Source organism: [Actinomadura] parvosata subsp. kistnae (genome assembly GCF_900323885.1).
Classification (GTDB): Bacteria; Actinomycetota; Actinomycetes; order Streptosporangiales; family Streptosporangiaceae; genus Nonomuraea; species Nonomuraea composti.
In genome coordinates this window covers 643,579-669,188 of sequence record NZ_OOHJ01000030.1, presented here as the reverse complement: position 1 = coordinate 669,188, position 25,610 = coordinate 643,579, and the positions used below count along the sequence as shown (strand labels likewise).

24 protein-coding genes are annotated in these 25,610 nt (G+C 72.7%); 18 read left to right on the top strand and 6 right to left on the bottom strand.

The window, feature by feature from the left end; translation table 11 throughout:
- Positions 1-5: 5 nt before the first annotated feature.
- Entirely contained in the window at positions 6-1,364 is a 1,359-nt protein-coding gene (gene chrA, locus KIS93_RS58850) for a chromate efflux transporter (protein WP_080039728.1), read from the top strand.
- A gap of 7 nt (positions 1,365-1,371) precedes the next feature.
- Here the strand turns inward: chrA and KIS93_RS58845 are convergent, their stop codons facing one another.
- From KIS93_RS58845 to KIS93_RS58835, 3 genes are all read right to left on the bottom strand, one after another.
- Positions 1,372-2,214, bottom strand: a complete 843-nt coding sequence (locus KIS93_RS58845) for an SDR family NAD(P)-dependent oxidoreductase (protein WP_080039727.1) — start codon at positions 2,212-2,214, stop codon at positions 1,372-1,374.
- Between the two features lie 200 nt (positions 2,215-2,414).
- Positions 2,415-3,137, bottom strand: a complete 723-nt coding sequence (locus KIS93_RS58840; RefSeq protein WP_080039726.1) for a hypothetical protein — start codon at positions 3,135-3,137, stop codon at positions 2,415-2,417.
- 474 nt (positions 3,138-3,611) lie between these two features.
- The gene (locus KIS93_RS58835; protein WP_080039725.1) at positions 3,612-4,670 is read right to left on the bottom strand and encodes an LLM class flavin-dependent oxidoreductase; all 1,059 of its coding nucleotides are present in this window, start codon (positions 4,668-4,670) and stop codon (positions 3,612-3,614) included.
- A 183-nt stretch (positions 4,671-4,853) separates the two neighbouring features.
- Between KIS93_RS58835 and KIS93_RS58830 the strand changes: the two genes are divergently transcribed.
- From KIS93_RS58830 to KIS93_RS58815, 4 genes are all read left to right on the top strand, one after another.
- A complete protein-coding gene (locus KIS93_RS58830; RefSeq protein ID WP_080039724.1) occupies positions 4,854-6,194 on the top strand; it encodes an LLM class flavin-dependent oxidoreductase in 1,341 nt (446 codons plus the stop codon).
- 84 nt (positions 6,195-6,278) lie between these two features.
- Entirely contained in the window at positions 6,279-7,316 is a 1,038-nt protein-coding gene (locus KIS93_RS58825; RefSeq protein WP_230466267.1) for an ABC transporter substrate-binding protein, read from the top strand.
- Positions 7,316-8,140, top strand: a complete 825-nt coding sequence (locus KIS93_RS58820; protein WP_080039722.1) for an ABC transporter permease — start codon at positions 7,316-7,318, stop codon at positions 8,138-8,140. The genes KIS93_RS58825 and KIS93_RS58820 overlap by 1 nt, the downstream gene beginning before the upstream one ends.
- The gene (locus tag KIS93_RS58815; protein WP_080039721.1) at positions 8,116-8,916 is read left to right on the top strand and encodes an ABC transporter ATP-binding protein; all 801 of its coding nucleotides are present in this window, start codon (positions 8,116-8,118) and stop codon (positions 8,914-8,916) included. The genes KIS93_RS58820 and KIS93_RS58815 overlap by 25 nt, the downstream gene beginning before the upstream one ends.
- A 15-nt stretch (positions 8,917-8,931) precedes the next feature.
- On the opposite strand, the gene KIS93_RS58810 is transcribed toward KIS93_RS58815, so the two are convergent.
- The gene (locus tag KIS93_RS58810) at positions 8,932-9,951 is read right to left on the bottom strand and encodes an LLM class flavin-dependent oxidoreductase (RefSeq protein WP_080039720.1); all 1,020 of its coding nucleotides are present in this window, start codon (positions 9,949-9,951) and stop codon (positions 8,932-8,934) included.
- Positions 9,952-10,119: 168 nt separating this feature from the next.
- Between KIS93_RS58810 and KIS93_RS58805 the strand changes: the two genes are divergently transcribed.
- From KIS93_RS58805 to KIS93_RS58765, 9 genes are all read left to right on the top strand, one after another.
- Complete coding sequence (locus tag KIS93_RS58805; protein ID WP_155127733.1) at positions 10,120-11,832, top strand: VanW family protein; 1,713 nt, start codon at positions 10,120-10,122, stop codon at positions 11,830-11,832.
- 70 nt (positions 11,833-11,902) lie between these two features.
- On the top strand, positions 11,903-12,250 hold the full coding sequence (locus tag KIS93_RS58800; RefSeq protein WP_080039718.1) for an NADH-quinone oxidoreductase subunit A: 348 nt from the start codon (positions 11,903-11,905) through the stop codon (positions 12,248-12,250).
- Positions 12,241-13,251 (top strand): hypothetical protein, encoded by a 1,011-nt coding sequence (locus KIS93_RS58795; RefSeq protein ID WP_080039717.1) that lies wholly within the window; start codon positions 12,241-12,243, stop codon positions 13,249-13,251. Before KIS93_RS58800 ends, KIS93_RS58795 begins: the two co-directional genes overlap by 10 nt.
- Positions 13,244-14,128, top strand: coding sequence for a complex I subunit 1 family protein (locus tag KIS93_RS58790; protein WP_186405095.1), 885 nt, complete (start codon positions 13,244-13,246; stop codon positions 14,126-14,128). Before KIS93_RS58795 ends, KIS93_RS58790 begins: the two co-directional genes overlap by 8 nt.
- Positions 14,128-14,676 (top strand): NADH-quinone oxidoreductase subunit J, encoded by a 549-nt coding sequence (locus KIS93_RS58785; RefSeq protein ID WP_080039716.1) that lies wholly within the window; start codon positions 14,128-14,130, stop codon positions 14,674-14,676. Before KIS93_RS58790 ends, KIS93_RS58785 begins: the two co-directional genes overlap by 1 nt.
- On the top strand, positions 14,676-14,981 hold the full coding sequence (gene nuoK, locus KIS93_RS58780) for an NADH-quinone oxidoreductase subunit NuoK (protein WP_080039715.1): 306 nt from the start codon (positions 14,676-14,678) through the stop codon (positions 14,979-14,981). Before KIS93_RS58785 ends, nuoK begins: the two co-directional genes overlap by 1 nt.
- The gene (locus tag KIS93_RS58775; protein WP_080039714.1) at positions 14,978-16,777 is read left to right on the top strand and encodes an NADH-quinone oxidoreductase subunit 5 family protein; all 1,800 of its coding nucleotides are present in this window, start codon (positions 14,978-14,980) and stop codon (positions 16,775-16,777) included. Before nuoK ends, KIS93_RS58775 begins: the two co-directional genes overlap by 4 nt.
- Positions 16,774-18,246: a complex I subunit 4 family protein gene (locus tag KIS93_RS58770; protein ID WP_230466265.1), complete on the top strand. Its 1,473-nt coding sequence runs from the start codon at positions 16,774-16,776 to the stop codon at positions 18,244-18,246. Before KIS93_RS58775 ends, KIS93_RS58770 begins: the two co-directional genes overlap by 4 nt.
- A 5-nt stretch (positions 18,247-18,251) precedes the next feature.
- Positions 18,252-19,619: an NADH-quinone oxidoreductase subunit N gene (locus KIS93_RS58765; RefSeq protein WP_155127730.1), complete on the top strand. Its 1,368-nt coding sequence runs from the start codon at positions 18,252-18,254 to the stop codon at positions 19,617-19,619.
- Between the two features lie 22 nt (positions 19,620-19,641).
- On the opposite strand, the gene KIS93_RS58760 is transcribed toward KIS93_RS58765, so the two are convergent.
- Positions 19,642-20,571, bottom strand: a complete 930-nt coding sequence (locus KIS93_RS58760) for a C40 family peptidase (RefSeq protein WP_230466264.1) — start codon at positions 20,569-20,571, stop codon at positions 19,642-19,644.
- Between the two features lie 325 nt (positions 20,572-20,896).
- On the opposite strand from KIS93_RS58760, the gene KIS93_RS58755 reads away from it, so the two are divergent.
- Genes KIS93_RS58755 through KIS93_RS66925 form a run of 4 tightly spaced genes read left to right on the top strand, consistent with a single transcriptional unit; the run spans position 20,897 to position 22,950 of the window.
- On the top strand, positions 20,897-21,178 hold the full coding sequence (locus tag KIS93_RS58755; RefSeq protein ID WP_080039711.1) for a metal-sensitive transcriptional regulator: 282 nt from the start codon (positions 20,897-20,899) through the stop codon (positions 21,176-21,178).
- A gap of 31 nt (positions 21,179-21,209) precedes the next feature.
- Positions 21,210-21,770: a Chromate resistance protein ChrB gene (locus tag KIS93_RS58750; protein ID WP_080039710.1), complete on the top strand. Its 561-nt coding sequence runs from the start codon at positions 21,210-21,212 to the stop codon at positions 21,768-21,770.
- Positions 21,767-22,579: an MFS transporter gene (locus KIS93_RS66930; RefSeq protein ID WP_246005540.1), complete on the top strand. Its 813-nt coding sequence runs from the start codon at positions 21,767-21,769 to the stop codon at positions 22,577-22,579. Before KIS93_RS58750 ends, KIS93_RS66930 begins: the two co-directional genes overlap by 4 nt.
- A complete protein-coding gene (locus KIS93_RS66925) occupies positions 22,534-22,950 on the top strand; it encodes an MFS transporter (protein ID WP_246005539.1) in 417 nt (138 codons plus the stop codon). Before KIS93_RS66930 ends, KIS93_RS66925 begins: the two co-directional genes overlap by 46 nt.
- Positions 22,951-23,389: 439 nt before the next feature.
- On the opposite strand, the gene KIS93_RS58740 is transcribed toward KIS93_RS66925, so the two are convergent.
- The gene (locus KIS93_RS58740; RefSeq protein ID WP_080046848.1) at positions 23,390-25,510 is read right to left on the bottom strand and encodes an HAD-IC family P-type ATPase; all 2,121 of its coding nucleotides are present in this window, start codon (positions 25,508-25,510) and stop codon (positions 23,390-23,392) included.
- Positions 25,511-25,610 lie beyond the last annotated feature (100 nt).

The window sequence follows — 25,610 nt, the reverse complement described above, 5'->3', positions numbered from 1 at the left end:
TTGCCATGACGATCGAAGCCACCCGTGATGTGATCCCGTTCCGGCAGGCCGTCCGCGCCTGGTTCCTGATCTCGTTGCAGACCTTCGGCGGCCCGGCCGGGCAGATCGCCGTCATGCAGCGCACGCTCGTGGAGGAGAAACGCTGGATCGGGCAGCAGCGTTTCAACCACGCGCTCAACTACTGCATGCTGCTGCCCGGCCCGGAGGCGCAGCAGCTCGCCATCTACGTCGGCTGGCTGCTCAACGGCACCCGGGGCGGGCTGGTGGCCGGGACGCTGTTCGTGCTGCCCGGCATGCTGGCGTTGTTGCTCCTGTCGGTCGTCTACATCCTGTGGCAGGACACCACGGTGGTGACCGCGTTGTTCGCGGGCATCGCACCGGCCGTGCTCGCCATCGTCGCCCAGGCCGTCATCCGGGTCGCCAAGCGCTCGCTCACCCACCCGCTGTTCGTCGCCCTGGCCGTGGCCGCCTTCGTCGCGCTCGCGCTGTTCGGGGTGCCGTTCCCGGTCGTGGTGGCCGTCGCGGGCCTGGCCGGATGGCTGATGCACCGGCTGGCGCCGCACGTCTTCAAGCGCTCGAACGGGCACGGCGGCGACGGCGGCCCGGCACCGCTGATCCCCGACGACGCCCTGCACCATGCCCGGCCGAGCTGGCGGTCGGCCGGCCGGATCCTGGCGATCGGGCTGGTCGTGTGGTGGGTGCCGGTGGCGGCGGTGGCGCTGTTCCTCGGTACGGACAGCGTGTTCACCACGCAGGGGTTGTTCTTCTCCGGCACCGCGCTGGTCACCTTCGGCGGCGCGTACGCGGTGCTGGCGTTCGTTGCCCAGCGGGCCGTGGAGGTCTACGGCTGGCTGACGCCGGGGGAGATGGTGCGCGGCCTGGCCCTGGCCGAGACCACCCCGGGGCCGCTGATCATGGTGGTGCAGTTCGTCGCGTTCCTCGGCGCCTACCGCGACCCCGGCGCGCTGACGCCGTGGGCGGGCGCGCTGCTGGGGGCGTTGCTGACGACGTGGGTGACGTTCGTGCCGTGCTTCCTGTTCATCTTCCTCGGCGCCCCCTACGTCGAGAAGCTGCGCCACAACGCCGCCATCAGCGCCGCGCTGACCGGCATCACCGCCTCGGTGGTCGGCGTCATCGCGAATCTCGCGGTGTACTTCGCCCAGCACACCCTGTTCGGCCGGACCTTCACCTGGGCGTGGGGGCCGTTCGACACGCAGGTCCCCGACCTCGGCACCCTCAACCTGGTCGCCGTCGTCATCACCGTGGCCGCGCTGGTCATGACGTTCGTGCTGAAATGGCCGATGCTCCGCATCCTGGGCATCTGCGCGCTGCTCGGCATCGGCACGGTGCTCCTGCCCTGGTGACGTCCGCTCAAGAATCGGCGGGATGGTCGGCCGAGCGGGAGACCTGCTCGCGGGCGCGCACGTCGGCGAGCGTCGCCTCCAGCTCGCGCGTCACCGCCTCGTAGCCGGGGCCGCCGAGCACCAGACGCCGGGGCACGTCCGCGCCGCCGACCGCCGCGACCACCGCCCGCGCGCCCCGGACCGGGTCTCCGGGCTGCTTGCCGTCCTGCTCGACCATCGCCGCGCGGACGGCGTCGAGCATCGGCCGGTAGTCCTCGATCGTCTCGGTGACGGGCTGGTCGTCGAAGTGGGCGTAGGCGCGGGTACGGAACGCGCCGGGCTCGACGGCCAGCACCTTGACGCCCAGCGGTTCGACCTCCTGCCGCAGCACGGTGGTCAGGCCCTCGACGGCGTGCTTGGCGGCGGTGTAGAAGCCGAAGCCGAGCGTCCCCACCAGCCCGGCGACGGAGGAGATGTTGACGACGCAGCCGCTGCGGCGGGCGCGCATGCCGGGCAGCACGGCGCGGGTGACCGTCAGGACGGAGAAGAAGTTCAGCTCGAACGTCTGCCTGACCAGGGCCTCGTCCATGCCCTCGACGGAGCCGTACCAGCCGCGCCCGGCGTTGTTGACCAGCACGTCGATGCCGCCGAAGCGCCGTTCCGCGGTCGCGACGGCCTCGCGGACCTGCTCGGCGTCGGTCACGTCCAGCTCCAGGACGAGCGCTCTGTCGCCGTGCCGCGCGGCCCATTCGCGCAGCTCCTGCGGGCGGCGGGCGGTCAGCACGACGCGGTCCCCGTTGTCGAGTGCGGCGTCGGCGAAGGCCGCGCCGAATCCGCCGGGCGTGCCTCCGGTGATGAACCAGGTCTTCATGGATGTCCTTCGTGATAGCTGCCTCTGCCCGCGAATGGCCGTTGTCGACCACGATCGAGCACATCGGCGAGTGGTGGACGCTGCTGATCCTGCACGACGCCTTCGACGGCTACAGCCGCGTCGATCAGTTCCAGGAGAGCCTCGGCATCTCCTCCAGCAGGCTCAAGACCGTGGTCGTCGACGCGAAAAGCGGCCGCCGCTCACTCGAACGAGATGTCGCTCAGGTCGAGGCGGATCGGCGTCCACGACCGGTCGGGGGTGCCGTCCTCCTGCCGGATGAAGATCTCGCGCGTCGTCGCCACGACGATGCCGTCGACCTCGGTGTGCCCGGAGACGTAGTGCGCCGTCGGGGAGTAGCCGTTGACGACCGGCTGGTAGTCCATCCGGCGCAGCAGGCCCTTGCCGTCGAAGTAGTACTTCTGCGTCTCGTTGTGCGTGTCGATGTTCTCCGGGAACGTGATGCTCAGCCCCCGCCAGGCCTCGCCGTTCTCCACCCACGGCTCGATCTCCTCGACGACCATTCCCGGCCAGGTGAACAGGAACGGCTCGGGCAGGTAGAAGTGGGTCGCGTAGCTGCGGAAGTAGGCGATCTGCGCCAGGCTCCACTTCGTGTCCGGGGTGTAGCCCTCGAAGGTGTCGCGGGGGTTCGTGAGCGTGTCGAGCACCGTGCCGTTGGCCGCGGTCACGGTGACGAGGCGCTTATCCTGGTCGAACGCGACCGTGCGGCCGGTGGCCCGGCTGCGCTGGGTGATCCTCTGCGCGTGCAGGTCGGCGACGACCTCCTCGACGCCGGCGAAGTCCGCGTGCCCCTTGAACTCCCAGAACGGCCCCTGGTAGTCGATGTCCAGCTTGATCGTCGACACGGCGTCGTACCGGTCGGCTCCGCCGTAGGCCTCGATGATCTCGTCAAGCAGCTTGGTCATGGTCACTCCTGATCCGTCAGCGGTTGGTCGTCCGGCGGCGCGGCCGAAGCCGCGTGGCGACATTTCGAGCCCGACTTCGCCGACGATCTCGACGGTTTCCGTGGCGCGCCCGGGTGCCGGATGCCGGGCGGCGGCTCGGGGAAGGGGTGGACCGCGCTGGGGCGATCCGCGTGAGCATGAGTGATCAAGACAATCTCCAGGTGGCGACGTGCTGCGGCAGGGTCCTGCGGGCGGTCGCCGAGCCCGGCCGGGCTGTTCGGCGCGTGCGTGCCGCCCGGTGCGCCTCGGCTTCCGCCCTGGGAACCCGTCCCATCACCTCATGCGTAAAGATGATGGCCGTCATCTATTTGTCGTACAGGTTAGATGTTGATCATCATCTAAAGCAAATCTGGCGATCAAGGCCGCCAACGGCGTCACCTGCGCCTACCTGGTGGACGCGAGGTCGTCCTGCTCGTCGAGCACCTGCCGAGGGGCTCAGCCGCGCAGCAGGGGCAGCAGCAGGTCTCCCTGACGCTTGATCTCCGGCAGGTAGGGGGTGTCGGAGAGGACGAAGTGGGTGATGCCGAGGGCCTGGTATTTGCGCAGCGACTTCGCCACGTCCTCGGCCGAGCCGACCAGCCATGTGGTGCCCGCGCCGCCGCCGCCGACCTTGCCGGGAGCGGTGTAGAGGTTGTCGTCGAGCACGTCTCCCCGCGCCGCCAGGTCGAGCAGCCGCTGCTGGCCGACGGCGGTGAACCGGTTGGGGTCGCGGGCGATGCCGCCGCTCGCCATCTGGGCGACCTTGGCCTCGGCGTCGGCCCAGGCCTGCTCGGTGGTGTCGCGCACGACCGTGGTGACCCGCAGGCCGAACTCCAGCGGCGGGTGCTCGCGGCCCAGCTTCTCGCCGAGCCGCTTGAGGCGGTCGATCCGCTCGGCGACGTCGTCGAGCGGCTCGCCCCAGAAGAGCTGGACGTCGGCCTCGGTGGCGGCCACCCGCTCGGCGGCCGCGGAGGCGCCGCCGAAGTAGAGCCGGGGGTGCCGGCGGTCGCCTCGGACGACGGTTCGCGGCACGACGGTGGAGCCGGTGACGGTGAAGTGCTCGCCGTCATAGGTGACGTTCTCCTCGGTCCACAGCTTGCGGACGATCCGGAGGAACTCTCTGGTACGGGCGTAGCGGTGGGCCTGGTCCCCTTCGCGGTCGCCGTACGCGGCGAGGTCGTCTTTGCCGGACACGATGTTGATCAGCACCCGGCCCCCGGTGAGGTGGTCGAGCGTGGCGGCGGCGGAGGCGAACTGGGCCGGCTGCCAGTAGCCGGGCCGGACCGCGATCAGCGGCTGGAACGTCGTGGTGCGGGCGGCCAGGACGGTGGCGACCGTGAAGGTGTCGGGCCGTCCCCAGCCGGTGCCGATGAGCGCCCCGCCCCACCCGTGCTCCTCCAGGGCCCTGGCCTGGCCGGTGAGGGTCTCCAGGCTGTTGTGGTCGGCGGTGACGGCGTCGCCGCGGTGGCCGGGCTGCGCCTGGTTGGGGATGTACCAGAGGAGCTGGAGGGTCATCGGTCGCTCTTCCTGCTCGGTGGTTCTACGGGTCACCATAAACCATGTATATCAAGTAGGAAATATTGACTTTAGGAAACCGGGCTCGTAAGTTCGGGAACCGCACCCGGCCGGCCCGCCGGCAGAGCTCTTCAGCCCGCTCCCGCGCAGGATCGAGCGTCGCTTCTCCACCCGGAGGACCACATGACGAGAAAGCTCCACCTCAACGCCTTCCTCATGGGCGTCGGCCATCACGAGGCCGCCTGGCGGCACCCCCGCACGGAGCCGGCCAAAATCGCCGACGTCCGCCACTACCAGGACCTCGCCCGGATCGCCGAACGCGGCAGGCTCGACTCGGTCTTCCTGGCCGACGGCGTCGCCCTGCGGGGCAACGTCCGGCACAACGCGCTCGGCGGCCTGGAACCGCTGACGCTGCTGTCGGCGCTGGCCGCCGTCACCGAGCACGTCGGCCTGATCGCCACCGTGTCGACCACCTACAACGAGCCGTACCACGTCGCCCGCAAGTTCGCCTCGCTCGACCACATCAGCGGCGGCCGGGCCGGCTGGAACATCGTCACCTCCGCCAGCGAGGCCGAGGCGCACAACTTCGGCGTCGAACGGCCGCCACACGCCACCCGCTACGCCCGGGCCACCGAGTTCCTGGACGTCGTCACCAAGCTCTGGGACAGCTGGGAGGACGACGCGGTCCTGGACGACCGCGCGGGCGGGCTCTACGCCGACACCAGCAAGATCCACCCGATCGAGCACGCGGGCGAGCACTTCCGGGTGCGCGGCCCCCTGAACACCCGGCGCCCGCCCCAGGGCCACCCGCTCCTGGTGCAGGCCGGCTCGTCGGAGGACGGCAAGGAGTTCGCCGCGCGGTTCGCCGAGGCCGTCTTCACCGCCCAGCAGACCCTGCCGGAGGCCCGGGAGTTCTACACCGACCTGAAGCGCCGCCTGGCCGCGCACGGCAGGCAGCCCGGAGACCTGCTCGTGCTGCCGGGCATCTCGCCGATCATCGGCTCCACCGAGCACGAGGCGCGCCTGCTGGAACGGGAGCTGGAAGAGCTCATCATCCCCGCGTACGGACTGAGCCAGCTCTCCCACCTGACCGGCATCGAGCTGACCGAGGACGCGCTGGACCGCCCGCTCCCGGACGTCCCCCTGGAGACCGAGGGCGCGCAGAGCCGCCGCAAGCTCGTCGTCGACCTGGCCAGGCGGGAGGACCTCACGGTCAGGCAGCTCCTCGCCCGCCTGGCCGGCGGCCGCGGCCACCGCGTCGTGGCGGGCACGCCGGAGCGGATCGCCGACGAGATCCAGGAGTGGTTCGAGGGCGGGGCCGCCGACGGCTTCAACATCATGCCTCCGCTCCTGCCCAGCGGCCTGGCCGACTTCGTCGACCACGTCGTGCCGGAGCTGCGGCGCAGGGGCCTGTTCCGGCACGAGTACGAGAGCCGCACCCTGCGCGGCAACTACGGCCTGCCGCGCCCCGCCTCCCGCTACGCGACCCGGGGCGGCGCGGAGCTGGTGGCCGCGCTGCCCTAGTGAAGGAACGGCGGGCCCGGCCCGCATCGAAGGATCCGCATGTTCGTACGTGAAAGGCCACGCCGTATGCCTGTTCCCGCTCTCATGAGACCCGCGCTCGCCGTGCTCCTGCTGGCGGCCTTGACCGGATGCGCCGGAGGCGGCGAGCAGCGGAACACCGCGGCGGCGGCGCTCGCGGCCGACGCGCCGCTGCCGGCCACCGTCCCCAAGGGCACCAAGCTGATCGTCGGAGACCCGACCACCAAGGTGGCGCTGCAGCTGTCCGGCGAGATCGACACGTTCTCGTTCGACATCGAGTGGGCCAACATCAGCGGCGGCCCCCAGACCAGCGAGGCGTTCCGGGCCGACGCGCTCGACGTGGGCGCGGTCGCGGAGATCCCGCCCATCCACGCCACCTGGACGGGCCTGCCCGTGAAGATCGTCGCGTCCAAGTTCCGCAAGGACCCGCTCCAGCACCCGACGTACGAGCTGGGCATAGCCCCGGGCGTGACCGTCAAGACCCTGGCCGACCTGCGCGGAAAGAAGATCGCCTACAGCCCGGGCCAGGCGCAGGGCGCGCTCGTCCTCAAGGTGCTCCACCAGGCCGGCCTGACGAAGAACGACGTCACCCTGGTCGAGCTGCCGAGCACCGGCGACGTCTACCCCAACGCGCTGGCCTCCAGGCAGGTGGACGTCGCCCCGATCGGCGGCGTCAACATCCGCCGCTACACCGCCAAGTTCGGCAAGGACGGCGCCACGACCATCCGCCACGGCCTGCGTGACGACCCGAGCCACCTGTACGTACGGACGAAGACCCTCCAGGACCCGGCCAAGGCGGCCGCGATCCGCGAGTACGTCGCCGCCTGGGCCAGGGCCTCCCGCTGGGTCTACGAGCACCCGGAGGAGTGGATCTCCGGGTACTACGTCAAGGACCAGGGGCTCAGCGCCGCCGACGGCCGGTACCTGGCCGAGCTGGCGGGCGAGCCGGACATCCCCGCCGACTGGTCCGGCGCGATCGCCAGGCACCAGGAGACCATCGACATCCTGGCCAAGGAGACCGGCAACCCGCCGCTGAAGGCTCAGGACCTGTACGACCTGCGCTACGAGACGGTGGGCGCGGACGCGATCAAGGGTGGTGCGTGATGACGCTCGTCGCCTCCCGCCCGGCCGTGGACGTCCGCACGCGCAAGCGGCGCCGGCTGCGGCCCGGCCCGCGGATCAGGCTCGGTTTCCTGGCGGGCCCGCTCCTGCTGCTCGCGATCTGGGCGGCCGCCTCGGCGACCGGCCTGCTGGATCCGCGTTTCCTGTCGGCGCCGTGGACCGTGGTCACCACCGCGGCCGACCTGGTCGAGTCCGGCCGCCTGCAGACCAACCTGCTGGCCTCCGTCCAGCGCGTGGCGCTCGGGCTGGCGTTCGGCGTGCCGCTCGGCACCCTGCTCGCGCTGGTGTCGGGGCTGAGCCGGTGGGGTGAGGCCCTGATCGACGGCCCGATCCAGATCAAGCGGGCCATCCCGGCGCTCGCGCTCATGCCGCTCCTCATCCTGTGGCTGGGCATCGGCGAGGGCATGAAGATCACCATGATCGCCCTGGGCGTGCTCGTGCCGATCTACATCCACACCCACAACGGGCTGCGCAGCATCGACAGCCGCTACGTCGAGCTGGCCGAGACCGTCGACCTGGGGCGGGGCGCGTTCATCAGGAAGGTGGTCCTGCCGGGCGCGCTGCCGGGGTTCCTGCTCGGCATGCGCTTCGCGGTCACCACGGCGTGGCTGTTCCTGGTGGTGGCCGAGCTGATCAACGCCACCACCGGCATCGGCTACATGATGGACCTCGCGCGGACGTACGGGCAGACCGACGTGATCCTCGTCGGCATCGTCCTGTACGGCCTGCTCGGCCTCTTCTCCGACGCCGGGGTGCGCCTGGTGGAAAGGAAGGCGCTGTCATGGCGACGCACGCTGGCGAGCTGAGCCGGAAGGAGGGCGTCGTCGTGGCGACGCACGCCGGCGAGCTGAGCGGCAAGGAGGGCGCCGGCGAGCCGATCCGCGTCAAGGGCCTGACCCGCCTGTACGGCGAGCGCGCGGTCCTGGACGGCCTCGACCTGGAGATCGCGCCGGGGGAGTTCGTGGCCCTGCTCGGGCAGAGCGGGTCCGGTAAGAGCACGCTGCTGCGGGCCCTGGCCGGCCTCGACGGGGACGTCGCCGGGACCGGTCTCGTCGAGGTGCCCGAGCAGGTGTCGGTGGTGTTCCAGGACGCCCGGCTGCTGCCCTGGCAGCGGGTGCTGGACAACGTGATCCTCGGTCTCGACGGCGCCGTGGAGCGAGGGCGGCAGAGCCTGGCGGAGGTGGGTCTGGCCGGCCGGGAGCGGGCCTGGCCCAACGAGCTGTCCGGCGGGGAGCAGCAGCGGGTGGCGCTGGCGCGTTCCCTCGTCCGCGAGCCCCGGCTGCTGCTGGCCGACGAGCCGTTCGGCGCGCTCGACGCCCTGACCAGGCTCAAGATGCACGGCCTGCTGCGCCGCCTGTTCGAGGAGCACCGGCCGGCCGTGCTGCTGGTCACCCACGACGTGGACGAGGCCATCGCGCTGGCCGACCGCGTGCTCGTGCTCGACCACGGCAGGATCGCCGCCGAGCAGCGCCTGGACGCCGCCCGGAGCGCCACGGAGGTCCGGTCCGAGCTGCTGCGGGCGCTCGGCGTCGGAGAGGTGCCCGCCGGCAGGAGGGACGGCCGCCCGCACCGCGACGGATGATCGGCGGAAGAGGCTCTAGTGCCGGGGCCGCCAGCCGAGCGCGGGGCCGAGCCCGGTGGCGAGGTCGGTGAGAATCTGCACGTAGTCCTCGTGCTCGAAGGTGAACGGCAGCGCGAACGCGACCTCGTCGATCTCCCGGAAGGCGGCATGGTCGTAGAGCCGCTCGGCGATCTCGGCGGAGCTGCCGACGAGGTCGGGCGCGAACATCATCCGGGCCGGCCCCTGCGGTGAGGACGTGCGGGGCGTGCGCCGGTCGGCGTACTCCTTGTACTTGGCGCGCTGCCCGGACGAGGCGGAGTCCGTGGGGATGACGACCAGGCCCTGCGAGACGCGGGCACGCTCGCCGTCGGGGTGGTGCGCGCGGAACTCCCGTACGTGGGAGAGCTGGATCTCGGCGAAGTCCTCCGACTCCTCGGCCTTCACGACGCTGCTGGTCAGGAAGTTCATGCCGTGTTCGCCCGCCCAGCGGGCCGAGCGCAGGCTGCCGCCGCCGTACCACATGCGGCTGCCGAGGCCGGGGGAGTAGGGCTGGACCCGGTCGGAGAAGACCTCGAAGCCGTCGGCGCCGCGGAAGCCGGTGGCCGGCTCGCCGCGGACGAAGCCGAGGAGCCGCCGGACGCGTTCGTAGCTGAAGTCCTCGGCGTCCCCGGTGTCGGGGTAGAGGGCGTCCTTGACGCGGTCGTAGTGGAGGGGCGGGCCGACGCTGACGCCCGGGTTGAGGCGGCCACCGGACAGGACGTCCACGGTGGCCAGGTCCTCGGCGAGCCGCAGCGGATTCTCCCAGCCCAGGGGGATGACCGCGGTGCCCAGCTCGATGCGGCTGGTGCGCTGGGAGGCCGCCGCCAGGACGGCGACGGGGGAGGAGATCCCGTACTGCAGATGGCGGTGCCGCACCCACGCGCTGTCGAAGCCCAGCTGCTCGCCCAGCTGGATGATCTCGAGCGTCGACTCGTGACCCCGGCGCGGGTCCGCCTCGTCGAACAGCCCGATCGTCAAGAAGCCCAGCTTGCGCAGCGGTCGCGAGGGCAGTGGCATGGACGTTCCTCCTTAGTCCTGCATTTCACACCAAGATAGCCGGAAACGCGCGGGCGCGTTCTACTATGTTGAGTAGTAGTGTGGTGCGCGGGCGATCCGGCATTCTGTCCCGGACGAACAGGCTGAACCACTACATTCTGACTTCGGCACCTTTTCCCCAGAGGTCTCATGAGCGTTCGCCAAGATCATCGTCGTGCTCCGTTCGGTGACACCAGGAGGCCGGCCCGTTCGCGGCGCGTGCTCGTCCCGGCCGCCGTCGTGGTCGTCGTCGCGGTCCTCGCGTACGCCGTGCCCGCCCTGCTCCTGTCGGGCAAGGTGCCGCCGGGCACCCGCGTGGACGGCGTGGACATCGGCGGCCTGCCGCCCGGGACCGCCCGCACGCGGCTCGACGCCGGGCTGCGCGAGCGGCTGGAACGGAAGCTGACGCTCAGCGCGGGCGGAGAGCGCAAGCAGCTCACGCCGGCGCGACTCGGGCTCGGCTTCGACACCGGGGCCACCGTGGAGCAGGCGATGGCCGGCGCCGCCACTCCCGCGGGAGTGTTCCGCTCCCTCTTCGGCAGCCGCGAGATGCGGCCCGTGGTCAGCGTGGACGAGCGGCGGCTGGCCGCCGGGCTGGCGAGCCTGGCCAAGAGCGTGGACACCGAGCCGGTGGAGGGCGCCGTCCGCTATCGGGGCCTGGAGCCGCGGCCCGTCCTGCCGAAGCCGGGCCGCGCGCTGGACGTCGGCGCGGCGTCGAGGGCCGTGCGGGCCGCCTTCGTGGCCGGCCGCACCTCCGCCGAGCTGGACGTCAAGGAGAAGCCCGCCGTGCTCACCGCCGACGTGGTCCGCCGCGCCGTCACGACCACGGCCCGCACGGCGGTCGCCGCCCCGCTCAAGGTCGTCACCGGCGGCAAGGAAGCCACCGTGTCACGGGAGCAACTGGCGGCCGGCCTGCGCTTCGTGAGCGATGGCAAGGGCGGCCTGCGCCCGTCCTTCGACGCCGCCGAGGTCGCCCCGGGGCTCGCCAAGGCCCTGCTGATCACCGCGCCGAAGGACGCCTCCTTCACGATCGTCAAGGGGAGGCCGCAGGTCATACCGTCCCGGGCCGGGCGTGGCATCGACGTCAAGGCGCTCGGCCCGGCGATCGCCCGGGCCGTGGCGGACAGCAGTCGCCGCGTCGAGCTGCCCGCGGTGGCGCGGCAGCCGCGCGTCACCACGGCGCAGGCGAGGAAGCTGGGCGTCAAGGAGAAGGTCAGCTCGTTCACCACCCGGCACCCCTGCTGCGCCCCCCGCGTGACGAACATCCACCGCATCGCCGACATCGTCGACGGCTACGTCGTCAGACCGGGCGAGACGTTCTCCCTCAACGGCGTGGTCGGCAAGCGGGACAAGGCGCGCGGCTTCGTCGAGGCGCCGATGATCCTCAACAACCGGTTCGTCAACGACGTCGGCGGCGGCGTCTCGCAGTTCGCCACCACCATGTTCAACGCCGTCTTCTTCGGCGGCTTCGAGGACGTGCAGCACCGCGCCCACCAGTACTACATCTCCCGCTACCCGGCCGGCCGCGAATCGACGGTCTCCTACCCGCAGCCGGACTTCCGCTGGCGCAACGACTCCCGCTACGGCGTGCTCATCAAGACGTCCTACACCAGCACCTCCATCACCGTGGACTTCTGGAGCACCAAGCGCTACGAGATCGAGTCGAAGAGCTCCGGGCGTTACGCCATCAAGCCCGTCCCCGAGCTCACCGAATCCGGCCCCGACTGCATCCCCATGGGCGGCGTCGAGGGGTTCGCCATCGACGTGTGGCGGATCTTCAAGAAGGACGGGAAGGTCGTCCGCAAGCAGCGCTTCCACACCGTGTACGACCCGGAGCCGCGCCTCACCTGTAAAGGATCTTGACAACCGGATGATTGCCGTCACCCGGCAGGGGAACTATCGATCTTAGTAGTCCTGCCCCGGGAGAAGGCCCATGTCGCCTTGGACGGCCGTTCTCGGCCTGATCGCCCTGCTCGCCGTCGGCGTGCTCGCGATCTACCTGGTCTCGCTGCTGCTCAGCCCTCGTGAGGTCCTCGACGCCCGCCCGTTCCTGTCCGGCCACGACCCCCGGGAGCACGCCCTCTCGCGTTTCCACGTGCGCTGGTACGCGGTGACCCTGGTCTTCCTGGCCTTCGACATGGAAATGGTCTTCATGTACCCCTGGGCGCTCGTCGCCGCCGAGGTGGGCGCCGTGGCGCTGGTGGAGATGTTCGCCTTCCTCGGCCTGCTCATGGTGGGCGTGGTCTACGCCTGGCGGGAGGGGGCGTTGCGGTGGTCGTGACCGGGTGGTTGCTGCGGCGGGCCGCGCGTCATCCGCGGCCGTTCCTCGTCAGCGCCGCGGACGGGACGCGGGCCCGGCTGCGGTGCGAGGCCGAGATCGCGCGGCGGCGGTGGCGGCCCGCGCTCTCTCCGGCAGAGGCCGGCCTGCTCGTCGTCTGCGGCGCTCCGGGCGACGAGCTCTCGGAGGCCGTCCGCACGATCTGGGACGGCCTGCCGAGCCCCCGCGCGCGAGCCGACCTGCCCGGCGACGCCTCCCACGACCTGGTCGCCCACGCCCTGGACCGTGCGGTCGCGCGCCTGGCCGACGGGGCGGCGCCAGGGCGACCCCACGGTGGGCCCGATCCGGGCGACCTGCCGATGGCCGACCGGGGCCCCGACCGTGACGGGCTGAGCCTGGACCGGCTGCACGTCCCTCTCGGCCCCGTCCTGCCCGACTGGCCGTCCGGGCTGGTGGTGGAGACCGTTCTGCAGGGGGACGTGATCCAGGAGGCCACCGTCAGGTGGCTGGAGGACGGCGAGCCGTTCTGGGCCGAGCCCTGGGACAGGGCGGCGGCCGGCCGGCCCGTGACGCGCGGCGAGGCGGGGCGGCGGCGGGCGGCGGCCCATCTCGACGGTCTCGGCCGGCTGCTGTCGGTCGCGGGCTGGCCCGCCGCCGCTCGCAGCGCCAGGACGGTGCGGGACCGCCTGCTCGCGGACGCGCCGCGCGAGGCGCTGACGGCACCGTACGAGCGCCTCGCCCGGCAGGTACGCCGCTCCGGAACGTTGCGCTGGATGCTGCGCGGCGTCGGACCGGCCGGGGACGGCGACGCCCTGGCCAGGCTGGAGGCACGGCTCACCGCGACGCGGGCGGCCATCGGCTCGATCGCGGACGAGGCGCCGCTCGACGAGGACCGCCCCGCCGGGAACCTTCTCAACCCCGATCTGCTCGTCGGCGCCGAGCTGGCCACCGCCCGGCTGATGGTCGCGAGCCTCGACCCGGGCCCGGCGGTCGCCCATGCCTGAGCTCGGGCTGCTCGCCCTTCCCTTGGCGCTGGTGGTGCTGGGGCTGGCCGCCGCCGGTCTCGACGCCGTCCTGAGCGGAGGCCGGGCGAGCGCCCCGTTCGGCGAGATCGCGCGGCTGCTCGTCCAGCAGCGCCGCCGCACGACCCGGCCCGACGTGCTGCTCCTGCGGGTCGGCGTCATCAGCCTGGTGGCCGCGCCGCTGCTGGCCGCGGTCGTGATCCCGCTGGGCGACGCGCCGGTGGCGGACCTGTCGGCGGGCATCGTCTGGTTCAACGCCATGGAGGTGTGCGTCTGGGGCGCCCTCTGGCTCACCGGCTGGTCGGTCAACTCGGTGTTCCCGCTGGTCGGCGCCTACCGGTTCGTCGCGCAGGGGTTGGCCTACGAGCTGCCGCACATGTTCGCGCTCATCACCGTGGCGCTGGGCGCGGGGTCGTTGCGGATGAGCGAGGCGGTGCAGGCCCAGCAGGGGCTCTGGTTCGTGGTGTGGATGCCGCTCGCCTTCCTGATCTACCTGGTGTCGGCGTTGGCGATGGCGTTCTGGGGGCCGATGAGCCAGCCCGTCGGCAGCGATCTGGCGGGTGGCGTGCGGGCCGAGCTGGCGGGGCCCGACCGGCTGCTGTTCCAGGCGGGCCGGTACGCGCTGCTGGTGGTGGCCGCAGGGGCGGCGGTGCCGCTGTTCCTCGGGGGAGGCGCGGGCCCGGTGCTGCCGGGCTGGTTGTGGGCGCTGGTCAAGACGGTGGCGGTGCTCGCGCTGCTGGTCTGGGTACGGCACCGCGTGCCGGCCGTCCGGATGGATCGCTTCACCCAGGTGTCGTGGCTGGTGCTGATCCCGCTCGCGCTCGTCCAGCTGCTCGTCGTCGGAATCGTGGTGGTGTGATGGCCGTCGCCTTCTGGATCCTGGCCGTCGTCTCCGTGGCGGCCGGGATCGCGGTGTTCGTGGTCGACTCGATGGCGCGGGCGACATTCGCCCTGCTGGCCTCCCTGCTGGCGGTGGGGCTCGCGTTCCTGCTCATCGACCTGGAGTATCTCGGCGTCCTCATCATCCTGATGATGGTCATGGAGATGCTCGTCATGGCCGTCTTCATGATCATGTACATGATGAACCCGGCGGGCCTCATGCCGATGAAGATGGTCCACAACCACCGCGCAGCCATGATCATCTCGGCTGCGGTCTTCGTGCTCCTCGTCGCGGGGATCTTCCTCACCTCCTGGCCGCCCCGCGGGGGAGAGCCGCCCGCCGATCCCACCCACCAGCTCGGCCTGGCCGTCATGGGGCCGAAGATGCTCGTCATGATGGTCATCGGCGTGGCCATCCTGGCCACGATGATCTCCACCGTGGTGCTCGCCACCCATCGCGGACGCTACGCCCGCTACGGGGACGACCTGGAGCGGAAGCGCCCGCTCGATCCCGGTGAGGAGAGCTGATGCCGCTGGAAGCCTTCCTCGTCCTGGCCGCCGCGCTCTTCTCCGTCGGCCTGTACGGCGCGCTGTCCCAGCAGTCGATCGTGATGCTGATGATGGGCCTGGAACTCATGATCAACGGGCTGATCGTGGCCGGCGGCGCGTTCTGGTACTTCCTCGCACCAGGGAGCGCCGACGGCCAGGTGCTGGTGCTGGTGGCGGTCACGGTGATGGCCCTGGAGATGGCGATGGGCTTCGCCGTCGTCACCGCGCTGTTCCGGGCGCGGGAGGTGGACATGACCGACGACGCCCGGGACCTGAAGGGATGACCCTGCTCGCGCCGCTGCTCCCGGCGCTGCCCGTCGTCGCGGGCGGCGCCCTGCTCCTCGTCCGCCGCGCCGCCCCGGCGGTCGCGCTGCTCGTCGCGGCGGTGACCGTGGTGCAAGCCGTGCTGGCCGCGGTCGTACGCCCCGCGCTGACCTTCGAGGTGTTCACCGGCTACCAGGCCGGGCTCGCGGTCGACGGCCTGTCCGCCGTCATGGTCGTCACCGTGGCGGTGATCGCGCTGGCCGTGCTCGTCTTCGCGGCGGGCGAGATCCACGAGTCCGAGGGCCGCTTCTTCGGGCTGATGCTCATCTTCACCGGCGCGATGCTGCTCACCGTCACCGCGACGGACCTCGTGCTGCTGCTCATGGCGTGGGAGGTCATGGGCGCCATGTCGTACGCGCTGATCGGCTTCCGGTGGCGCGACCCCGGCCGGGTACGCTCCGGCACCCTCGCCTTCGTCACCACCCGCGCCGGCGACCTGGGCCTCTACCTGGCCGCCGGCGGCGCCGTCGCCGGCGCCCACACCCTCACCCTGGCGAGTCTGACCACCTTGAACGCTCCCTGGCTGCACCTCGTCACCGCCGGTCTCGTCGCCGCCGCGCTCGGGAAGTCCGCGCAACTGCCGTTCTCCTTCTGGCTCTCGCGCGCGATGGCCGGCCCGAGCCCCGTCTCCGCGCTGCTGCACTCGGCCACGATGGTCGCCGCGGGCGCCTACCTGCTCCTGCGGACCGCACCCGTCCTGGCCGCGACCGGCTGGGCGGGGCCGCTGGTGGCCTGGGCGGGCGCGGCGACCGCGCTGCTGCTCGGCGCCGTCGCCGTCGCGCAACGCGACCTCAAGCAACTGCTGGCCGCCTCCACGTGCGCGCAGCTCGGGTTCATGGTGCTGGCCGCGGGCGTCCCGGCGGTCGCCGGCGGCACGGCGCAGCTCGTCGCGCACGCGGCGGTGAAGAGCCTGCTGTTCCTCGGGGCCGGCGCCTGGCTGAGCACGCTCGGCACCCAGCGGCTTGCCGAGCTGCGCGGCGCCGCGCGGCGGTATCCGCTGGTGGGCGTCACCTTCGGGATCGGCGCCCTGGCGCTGGCCGGGCTGCCGCCGCTGTCGCTGTGGGTGACCAAGGACGCGGTGCTGGCCGCCGTCGACGACCCCGTCCTGTCCGTCGTGTCGCTCGCCGCGGGCGCGCTCGCCGCCGCGTACGCGGCCAAGGCACTGATCACCGTCTGGCTCCCCGCGCCCGAGCAGCGGGACGCGGCGCCGCTCGGGCTCCTCGAACGCCTGCCGCTGCCGCCGCTCGCCCTGCTCGCCGCGAGTCTGGGGATCCTCGGGCTCCCGGCCCTGTTCGACGCGTGGGCCCGGCTGCTCGGCGCGCCAGGGCCGGTGCCCGAGGCGGGCGAGCTGGCCTGGTCGGGGCTGCTGGCGCTGGCCGTGGTGCTGCTGGTCATCCGGGCCCGTGGCGCGTTCGGTGAGATCGGCGTGCTGACCGGCTGGCTGCGCCTCGAACCGCTCGCCGTCGCGGCGATCTGGCGGCCCTTGACGGCGGCGGCCCGCGCGCTGGCCCGCTTCGACGACCACGTGATCGACGGCGCGGTCCGTACCGTGGCCCGCGCTGCCAAGGCGGCGGCCAGGATCGCCCGCTCACCCTTCGAGTCAGGCGTGGACGGCCTCGTCCGCGCCGCCGCCGGCGGCGTGGGGCGGCTCGGCGCGCTGGCGCGGAAGCCGCAGACCGGCCAGGTGCACACCTATCTCGCCCAGGCGACGGTGGCCGCCGCCGTCCTGGCGATCGTGATCGTGCTGGTGAGGTGACCGTGCTCTCGCTGACCGTCTTCCTGCCGCTCCTGGCCGCCGCGCTGCTCGCCGTGCCGCGGCTGCCCGCCCGGTGGGTCTGGGTGAGCGCCGCGACCGCCGACCTGGCGCTCGTCGTGATCATGTGGCTCGGGTACGGCGGAGGAACCGACTCCATCGGCTACGAGGAACGGCTGCGCTGGATCCCGTCCGTGGGCGCGGGCTACCACGTCGGCGTCGACGGCCTGTCCCTGCCGCTGATCGCGCTCACCGCCGTGCTGTTCCTGGCCTGCGCCATCTACTCGCTGACGCAGGAGGAACGGCCGAAGTCGTACGCCGCGCTCTTCCTGTTCCTGCAGACCGTCTCCACGGGCCTGTTCGCCGCCCTGGACCTGCTGCTGTTCTTCGTCTTCTTCGACCTGTCGATCGTCGGCATGTACTTCGTCATCGTCGGCTGGGGGCACGGCGACCGGGCCCGCTCGGCGCTGACGTTCTTCCTCTACACCTTCCTCGGCTCGCTCGCCCTCCTGCTCGGCTTCATCGGCCTCTACCTGGGCGGCGAGCCGCGCACGTTCGACATCGTGGACCTCACCGCCGCGCCGCCGCGGGCCGGCGCGCTGGTGCTGCTGGCCGTCGGCGTCGGCCTCGCCGTCAAGACGCCCATCGTGCCCTTCCACACGTGGCTGCCGCCCGCCCACACCGACGCCCCCGCCGCCGGCTCCGCCATCCTGGCCGGCATCCTGCTCAAGATGGGCACGTACGGCTTCGCCCGCATCGCCATGCCGCTGCTGCCGGGGCCGTGGCGGCAGTACGCCTGGGTGATCGTCGCCGTCGGCGTCGTGAGCGTCCTGTACGGCGCCCTGGTCGCCCTGGCCCAGCAGAACGTCAAACGCCTCATCGCCTACACCTCCGTCAACCACATGGGCTACATCGTGCTGGCCCTGGGCGCCGCCGGCCTCGCGGCGGGCGACGAGCCGGCCAGGCGGCTCGCGGTCACCGGCGCGGTCACCCAGATGGTCAGCCACGGCCTGGTCACCGGCGCGCTCTTCCTGCTCACCGGCCTCCTCTGGGACCGGGCACACAGCTACGACCTGCGCCGCTTCGGCGGGATCGCCGCGACCGCCCGGACGTTCACGCTGATGACGGTCGTGGCCGCCTTCGCCTCGCTCGGCCTGCCCGGGCTGTCCGGGTTCATCGCCGAGTTCCAGATCTTCGCCGGCGTGATCGGGACGGGCCTGCCCGGCGCGGTCGTCGCCGGCGGGCTGAGCGTGGCCGGCATCCTCATCACCGCCGCGCTGTTTCTCCGGGTGCTGCAGCGGGCCTTCCTCGGCGCTCCCGGCGAGTTGCGCGTGAGCGAGGCCCGGGCGTACGAGGTGGGCTCGATCGCCCCGCTGCTCGCCCTGTCCCTGGTCATCGGCATCGCGCCGCGCTGGCTGCTCGACCTGATCGAGCCGTTCTCGGCGGCACTCGTGACCTGGGTGAGCCGATGACGGGCATGAACGAGAACCCCCTCGACCTCCTGCCGGAGCTGCTCATCCTGCTGGGCGCGGTCGCGGGGCTGCTCGCCGGGCTCTTCCTGCCCCGGCGTCGGCAACGGCTCGTGGGCTGGATCTGCGGCACCGCCCTGGTGGCGGCGCTGGCCGCCACCGCGGTCGCGGCCTTCCGCCCGGACCTGATGGCCTTCGAGGCATACGCGGTGGACCTGCCGACGCACGTGGCCAGGGCCACCGTCATCGTCGCGACCCTGCTGGTCCTCGTCCTGGCCGCCGGCTGGGCGCGGGACCACCACCGCGAGGCCGAGCTGTACGTGCTCGTCCTGCTCGCCGCGCTCGGCACGGTGATCCTGGCCGGGGCCGGCGACCTGCTCGTGCTCGTGGCCGCGTACCTCCTCGCCAGCATCCCCGCGTACGCGCTGGCCGGGTTCGCCAAGGACGCCGCCGGCACCGAGGCCGCGCTCAAGTACTACCTCATGGGCGCCTTCCTCGGCGTGCTCATGCTGGCCGGCGTCACCCTCCTCTACGGCCTCGCCGGGACGACCGCCTACCAGGACCTCGGCCCGGTCCGCAGCGGCGCGGCCGGGCTCGCCGTGGTGCTCCTGCTCGCCGGGCTGCTGTTCAAGGCGGGCGGGGTCCCGGCGCACTTCTGGGTGCCGGACGTGACCGAGGGCGCCTCACGCGTCGTGGCCGCCTTCGTCACCACCGTCCCGAAGATCGGCGCCTTTGTCGCCCTGCTCCGCCTCGCCACCGAGGTCTTCGCCGGCCTGGACACCGGATGGCGGCCACTGATCGCGATCGTCGCCACGGCCACCATGACCCTGGGCAACCTCGCCGCCTTCCACCAGGACAACGTGCGACGCCTGCTCGCGTACTCGACCATCAGCCAGGCCGGCTACCTGCTCGTGCCGATCGTCGTCGCCGGCCGCACCGAGCTGGCCGAGCCGGCCCTGCTCTTCTACGTCGCCGCCTACGCGATCACGAACCTCGGCGCCTTCGCGGTCGTCCTCGCCGTAGGTGAGGACCTGCTGGCCGGCTACGCCGGGCTCGCGCGCTCCGCTCCCGGCCTGGTCCTCGCCCTGATCGTCTGCCTGCTCGGCCTGGTGGGCACGCCGCCCACGGCGGTCTTCGTCGGCAAGGTGCTCGTCCTCGCCGCCGCCTGGGACGGCGGCTACGCCTGGCTGGCCGTGGTCGCCGTGGTCAATACCGTGGCGAGCGTCTTCTACTACCTCCGCTGGATCCGCCCCGCCCTCCAGGGCGCCGGCCCGGCCACCGTCAGCCGGGCGGCGGCGCGCGTCGCGTACCTGGCCGTCGCCCTCTCCCTGCTCCTGGGCGCGGGCAGCGGCGCCCTGCTCTACTACGGCGCGTAGCAGGATATCGCCGCCGCGCGGATCACGGGCGGACGGCGCCGAGCAGGCGGGTACGCCAGTAGTCGTCGAGGTCGACCACCTTGATGACGTCCCCCGTCTGCGGAGCGTGCACCATCTTCCCGTTGCCCGCGTACATGCCCATGTGCCCCAGCCCCTTGCTGAACAGCAGGTCGCCGGGCTGCAGCGCGTCCAGCGGGACGCGGCGGCTGGCCCCCCAGGACCACTGGGTCCAGGTCGTGCGCGGCAGCTCGACGCCGCCGCTGCGCCAGGCGGCCTGTGTCAGACCGGAGCAGTCGTAGGATCCTGGGCCGGTGCCGCCGTACCGGTAGGGCTTGCCCACCTGGGCGAACGCGAACTGCAGCGCCCGGCGGGCGTTCCCGGAGGCCGGGCCGGTGTACTCGATACCCGGGCTGTTGGGGTCACCGGCCCGGAAAGTGCCCAGCCGGCGCAGGAGCTTGGTCTGCTCCTTGACTAGCTTGTCCACCTTCGCCTTCTCGTCGCGGACCTTGTCGCGCGCGTCGTCGGCCGCCGACACCACCCGCTGCGCCTCCGCACGCCGGTCGCGCAGCTCCTTCGTCGCCGCCTCGTAGGCGAGGATCTTGGCCGCCCGGTCCTGCGCCAGCTGCTCAAGGGAGGCCATGCTGCTCAGAGCCGTCTCCGGGTCGTCCCGCAGCGCGAACGCCGGCCAGCCGCCGAACGGCCCCGTCTGGTAGCTGGTGCTCGCTATCGCGGCCAGCTCCTCGCGCAGGTCGGCGACCTGCGCGTCCTTGCGGCCGAGCTCGGCGTTGAGCGCGTCGTGCTTCTTCTTGGCCGACTTGTACGCCTCGTTCGCCTGGTTGTACCGCTCGACGAGCTGATCGGCCTGCTCGTTGAGCTTCACCAACTTGGCTCGTACCTTGGCCGGAGACGGCTCGGCGAGGGCGCCGCCCGGGGTCGCGGCCAGTGCGATCAAGGCTAACGCCGCGGTTCCCGCTGTTCGCCCGAGCCTCGTCGTCCACACGGCCACTACGATGCCTCCTCGTAAATCGCTGCGCCTGGGCGGAAATAGTACAGAAATCATGGAGGCGCCCGGCCTGATCCGGGTAATTCCGCCAGGCCGGCTGGCTACTATCGGCCGTAGCTGATCCGATCCAGAGCCCACCGACCTCCGGGCACCGCCAGCGGCCGGCGCGAAGCCGACGAACGCCAGGCTCGCCGGGCTCCACGTCGAACGGCGTGCAGCCGTCCCTTCATCAGAGGGATAAGGTCGGGGCGGTGGCGCTGATGGAGGGGCGGAGATGGCCGGATACAGCCATGGCAAGAAGAACCACATCACCCGGTTGCGTCGCGTGGAGGGGCAGATCCGCGGCCTGCAGCGCATGGTCGAGGAGGACACGTACTGCGTCGACGTCCTGACGCAGATCTCCGCGGCCACCAGCGCGCTGAAGTCGTTCTCCCTCGCCCTGCTGGAGGAGCACCTCGCCCACTGCGTCGCCGAGGCGACGCGGCAGGGCGGCCCGGAGGCGGAGGCGAAGGTCAAGGAGGCCAGCGAGGCCATCGCCAGGCTGGTGCGTTCCTGACCCGGATGTAACGAGTGCTACATTCGCCCATGTGACTGCTGATACTCGTGGCTGGGTGGTGCTGCTGGTGCGGCTTCCGGCCGCTCCTTCCCGGCATCGTGTGGCGGTGTGGCGCGAGCTGCGCCGGGTCGGCGCGCTGTCCCTGGGCCAGGGCACGTGGGCGGTTCCCGACGTGCCGGTGTTCGCCGACGGCCTGGCGCGGGCGACCCGGCTGGCCGGCGAGGCCGGTGGCGAGGTGGTGACGCTGGTAGCCGGCGGCCGCACCGACGCCGACGCCGCACGGCTGAGGGACCTGTTCGCCGCCGCCCGCGCCGACGACTGGGCGGAGTTCCTGGACGACTGCGCCAAGTACGAGGCGGAGCTGGCCAAGGAGATCCGCAACGCCAAGTTCACCCTGGCCGAGCTGGAAGAGGAGGAGCAGTCGCTGGAGCGGCTGCGCCGCTGGCACCGGGAGCTGATGGCACGCGACGTGTTCGGCTCGCCGCAGTCGGCCGAAGCCGGCGAACGGCTCAAGCAGTGCGCGGCCGCCTGCGAGGACTACGCCGAACGGGTCTTCGCCGCCCTCCACCAGGCCCCGGGGGAGGACCGGTGAGCACGCCGGCCACACCCCGGCGGGTCATGTGGCCGCTGTACGCGGCCGGGTTCACCACCGCCTTCGGCGCCCACGGCATCGCCGCCAACCTCGGCGGCTTCTCCGACGACGCCATCGGCTCCCTCCTGGCGCTCGGCCTCCTGCTGGCCCTGTACGACGGTGCCGAAGTGCTGCTCAAGCCGCTGTTCGGCACGCTGGCCGACCGGATCGGCGCCCGCCCCGTGATGATCGGCGGGCTGGCCGCCTTCGCGCTCGCCTCGGCCGCGTACGCGCTGGCCGGCGAGCCCGGCTGGCTGTGGGCGGCCCGGCTCGGCCAGGGCGCGGCGGCCTCGGCGTTCTCCCCGGCCGCCTCCTCGCTGGTGGCCCGGCTCAACCCGGCGGCCCGGCACGGGCGGGCGTTCGGCAGCTACGGCTTCTACAAGTCGATCGGCTACACCCTCGGCCCGCTGCTGGGCGGCGTGCTGGTGTGGGCCGGCGGGCTGCGGCTGCTGTTCGCGGTGATGGCGGTGCTCGGCGCGGCCGTCGCCGGGTGGGCGCTGGCCGTCGTGCCAGGAGTCCCGCCGCTGCCGCGGGCCCGGCAGACCGTACGCGACCTGGCCCGCCGGCTGGGCGACCCCGCCTTCCTCGGCCCGACCGGCGCGCTGGCCGCGGCCACCGCCGCCCTGTCGGTGGGGGTCGGGTTCCTGCCGGTGTCCGGGCCGCCGCCGGGCTGGGCACCATCGCCACGGGGGCCGCGGTCTCCGTGCTGGCGCTGTGCGCGGCCGTGGTGCAGCCCTGGGCGGGCAAGGCACTGGACGCCGGAAGGCTGACCACCCGTGCCGGGCTGGCCGCCGGGCTCGCGCTGGCCGCCGCCGGGCTGGCCGCCGCGATGCTGCCCGGCCTGCCCGGGGTGCTGCTCGCCGCCGCCCTCATCGGCGCCGGGACGGGCCTGATCACGCCGCTCGGGTTCGCCGCGCTGGCCGCCGCGACACCCCCGGAACGGCTCGGCCAGACGATGGGCTCGGCCGAGCTCGGCCGCGAACTGGGCGACGCCGGCGGCCCCCTCCTGGTCGGCGCCATCGCCGCGACCACCACCCTCACCCACGGCTACGCCGCCTTGGCCGCGCTGCTGGCCACGGGCCCGCTGCTGCTCGCCCTGGCCCGATTCCGCTCGGCTCGTGCCACCGCTCCGCCACGATGACGCCCGCGCCGCCGAGCAGGCCTCCGCGCACGGCAGTGCGCACGGACGAGCGCCTGCGCCGCCGATCGTCTCCGCCTGGTCGTCGTACGAGCGCCGGGGCGGCCGTTCCCGGCTCGTCTCCGCCAGGTCGTCCCGCGCGGCAGTGGGCACGGGATGTGCGCCTGCGCCGGGGCGCCGCCGATCGTCTTCGGCTGGTTGTCGGGCGAGTGCCCGGGCGGTCGTTCCCGGAATCGTCTCCGCCTGGTCGCCGAGCGAGCGCCGGGATGGTCGTTTCCGGCATCGTCTGCGCCTGATCGCTGTATGAGCGCCCGGGCGGCGTCCTCGGCGTCGGCGTGGAGCTGGGCATCCCCGCCGGCACGAACAGAGGTCGGCCGCCGGTGGCCACCGGGTGCCGCGAGCGGTGGGCCGATCGCTGCCAAGCCTGCGGTGTGGCGAGTGGTCATGAGGGATTGGCGAGCCTGGCAGCACGTCGCCAGGCGGCGTCCCGGAGGAGGCGGAGCCCGTTGAGGCCGACGATGACGGTGGAGCCCTCGTGCCCGGCCACGCCCAGCGGCAGCGGCAGGTCGCCGAGCAGGTCCCAGGCGACCAGCACGGCGATGAAGGTGAAGGCGATGACGAGGTTGGCCACGACCAGGCGGCGGGCGCGCCGGGCCAGGGCGATCACGGCGGGCACGGTGGCCAGCTCGTCGCGGGTGATGACCGCGTCGGCGGTGTCCAGCGTCAGGTCCGATCCGGCGCGGCCCATGGCGATGCCGACGTGCGCGCCGGCCAGCGCGGGCGCGTCATTGACGCCGTCGCCGACCACGGCCACCCGGGCGCCTTGTGCCTGCAACCGCTGAACGGCCGTCACCTTGTCGGCCGGCAGCAGGCCGGCGCGCACGTCGGTGATGCCCGCCTGGGTGGCCAGGCGGCGGGCGGCGCGCGGGTTGTCACCGGTCAGCAGCACCGGCGCCGTCCCGGTCAGTGCTGTCAGCTGGGCGACCGTCCCGGCGGCGCCGGGCCGCATCCGGTCCGCCAGGGCCAGGACGCCGGCCACCTCGCCGTCCACGCGGACCACGACCACGGTGTGCCCGTCCTCCTGAAGGCGGGCGACGAGCCGCGCGGCCGAAGCTTCGTTCCCGCTGCCGTCCCCGTTCCCGTCGTTGCCCAGCAGGTGGGCCGGGCTGGCCACCTCCACCAGGAGGCCGTCGACCCGGGCCCGCACGCCGCGCCCCGGCTCGGAGCCGAACTCCTGGGCTTGGGAAGGCGTCAGGCCCTCCGCGCGGGCGGCCTCGACGACCGCGCGACCGAGAGGGTGCTCGGAGCCCCGCTCGGCGGCGGCAGCCAGCGCGAGCAGGCGCCGCTCGGGCAGCTCAGCCTCGGGCAGCTTGGCCTCGGTCAGCTCAGCCTCGGGCACCTTGGCCTCGGGCAGCTCAGCCTCGGGCACCTTGGCCTCGGGCAGCTCGGCCTCGGGCAGCTCGGCCTCGGGCAGCTTGGCGCTGGTCGGTTCGGCCTTGGCCGGCTCGGGCCCGGTCGGCTCGGTTCTGGTCGGCTCGGCCTCGGGCAGCTTGGCCCCCGGCAGGACGTGTATGCCGGTCAGGTGCGGGCGGCCCTCGGTCAGGGTGCCGGTCTTGTCGAAGGCGACCTGGGTGACGGTGCCGAGCTGCTCCATCACCACGGCGGACTTGACCAGCACACCGTGCCGGCCCGCGGTGGCGATGGCGGCAAGCAGCGGCGGCATGGTGGCCAGCACCACCGCGCACGGCGAGGCGACGATCATGAACGTCATCGCCCGCAGCAGGGCGTCCTGCAGCGGCACGCCCCAGGCCAGCGGAACGGCGAACAGCGCGACCGTGGCCGCCACCATGACGACGGAGTAGCGCTGCTCGATCTTCTCGATGAACAGCTGGGTCCGTGCCTTGGTGGCGCCGGCCTGCTCCACCATGGCCACGATCCGGGCGATCACGGTCTCGGCCGCCGGGCGTGACACGCGCACGCGCAGCACTCCGGTGCCGTTGACCGTGCCGGCGAACACCTCGTCGCCCGCGCTCTTGTCGGCCGGCACGCTCTCGCCGGTGATGCCGGCCTGGTCGACCGCGCTGGCTCCGTCGACGACGTGGCCGTCGGCGCCGATACGCTCGCCGGGCCGTACCAGGATCACCTCGCCGACTGCCAGGTCGGCGGCGGCGACCCGCTCCTCGCCGCCTGTCTCGGACAGGCGGGTGGCCTGGTCGGGGGTGAGGTCGAGCAGGCCGCGGACGGCGTCCTGGGTGCGCTTGGTCGCCAGCGCCTCCAGCGCCCCGGAGGTGGCGAAGATGACGATCAGCAGCGCGCCGTCGAAGACCTGCCCGATGGCGGCCGCGCCGATAGCGGCGACCACCATGAGGAGGTCGACGTCCAGGGTTCTGTCCCGCAGCGCTTTGAGCCCCGACAGGCCCGGCTCCCAGCCGCCGGCGGCGTAGCAGGTCAGGTACAGGCTCCACCACAGCCACGGCGGCGCGCCGGCGAGCTGGCAGATCCCGCCGGCGGCGAACAGGAGGGTGGCGGCCGTGGCCCAGCGCACCTCGGGCAACGACCACATGCCGGCCCGCCACGGCGACCCGGCCGGCGCGGGGAGCGTCGGCGGGGCGGCGTCGCCGGTCTGCGGGCCGGGGAAGGTTCTCACGTCAGCTGTCACCTTG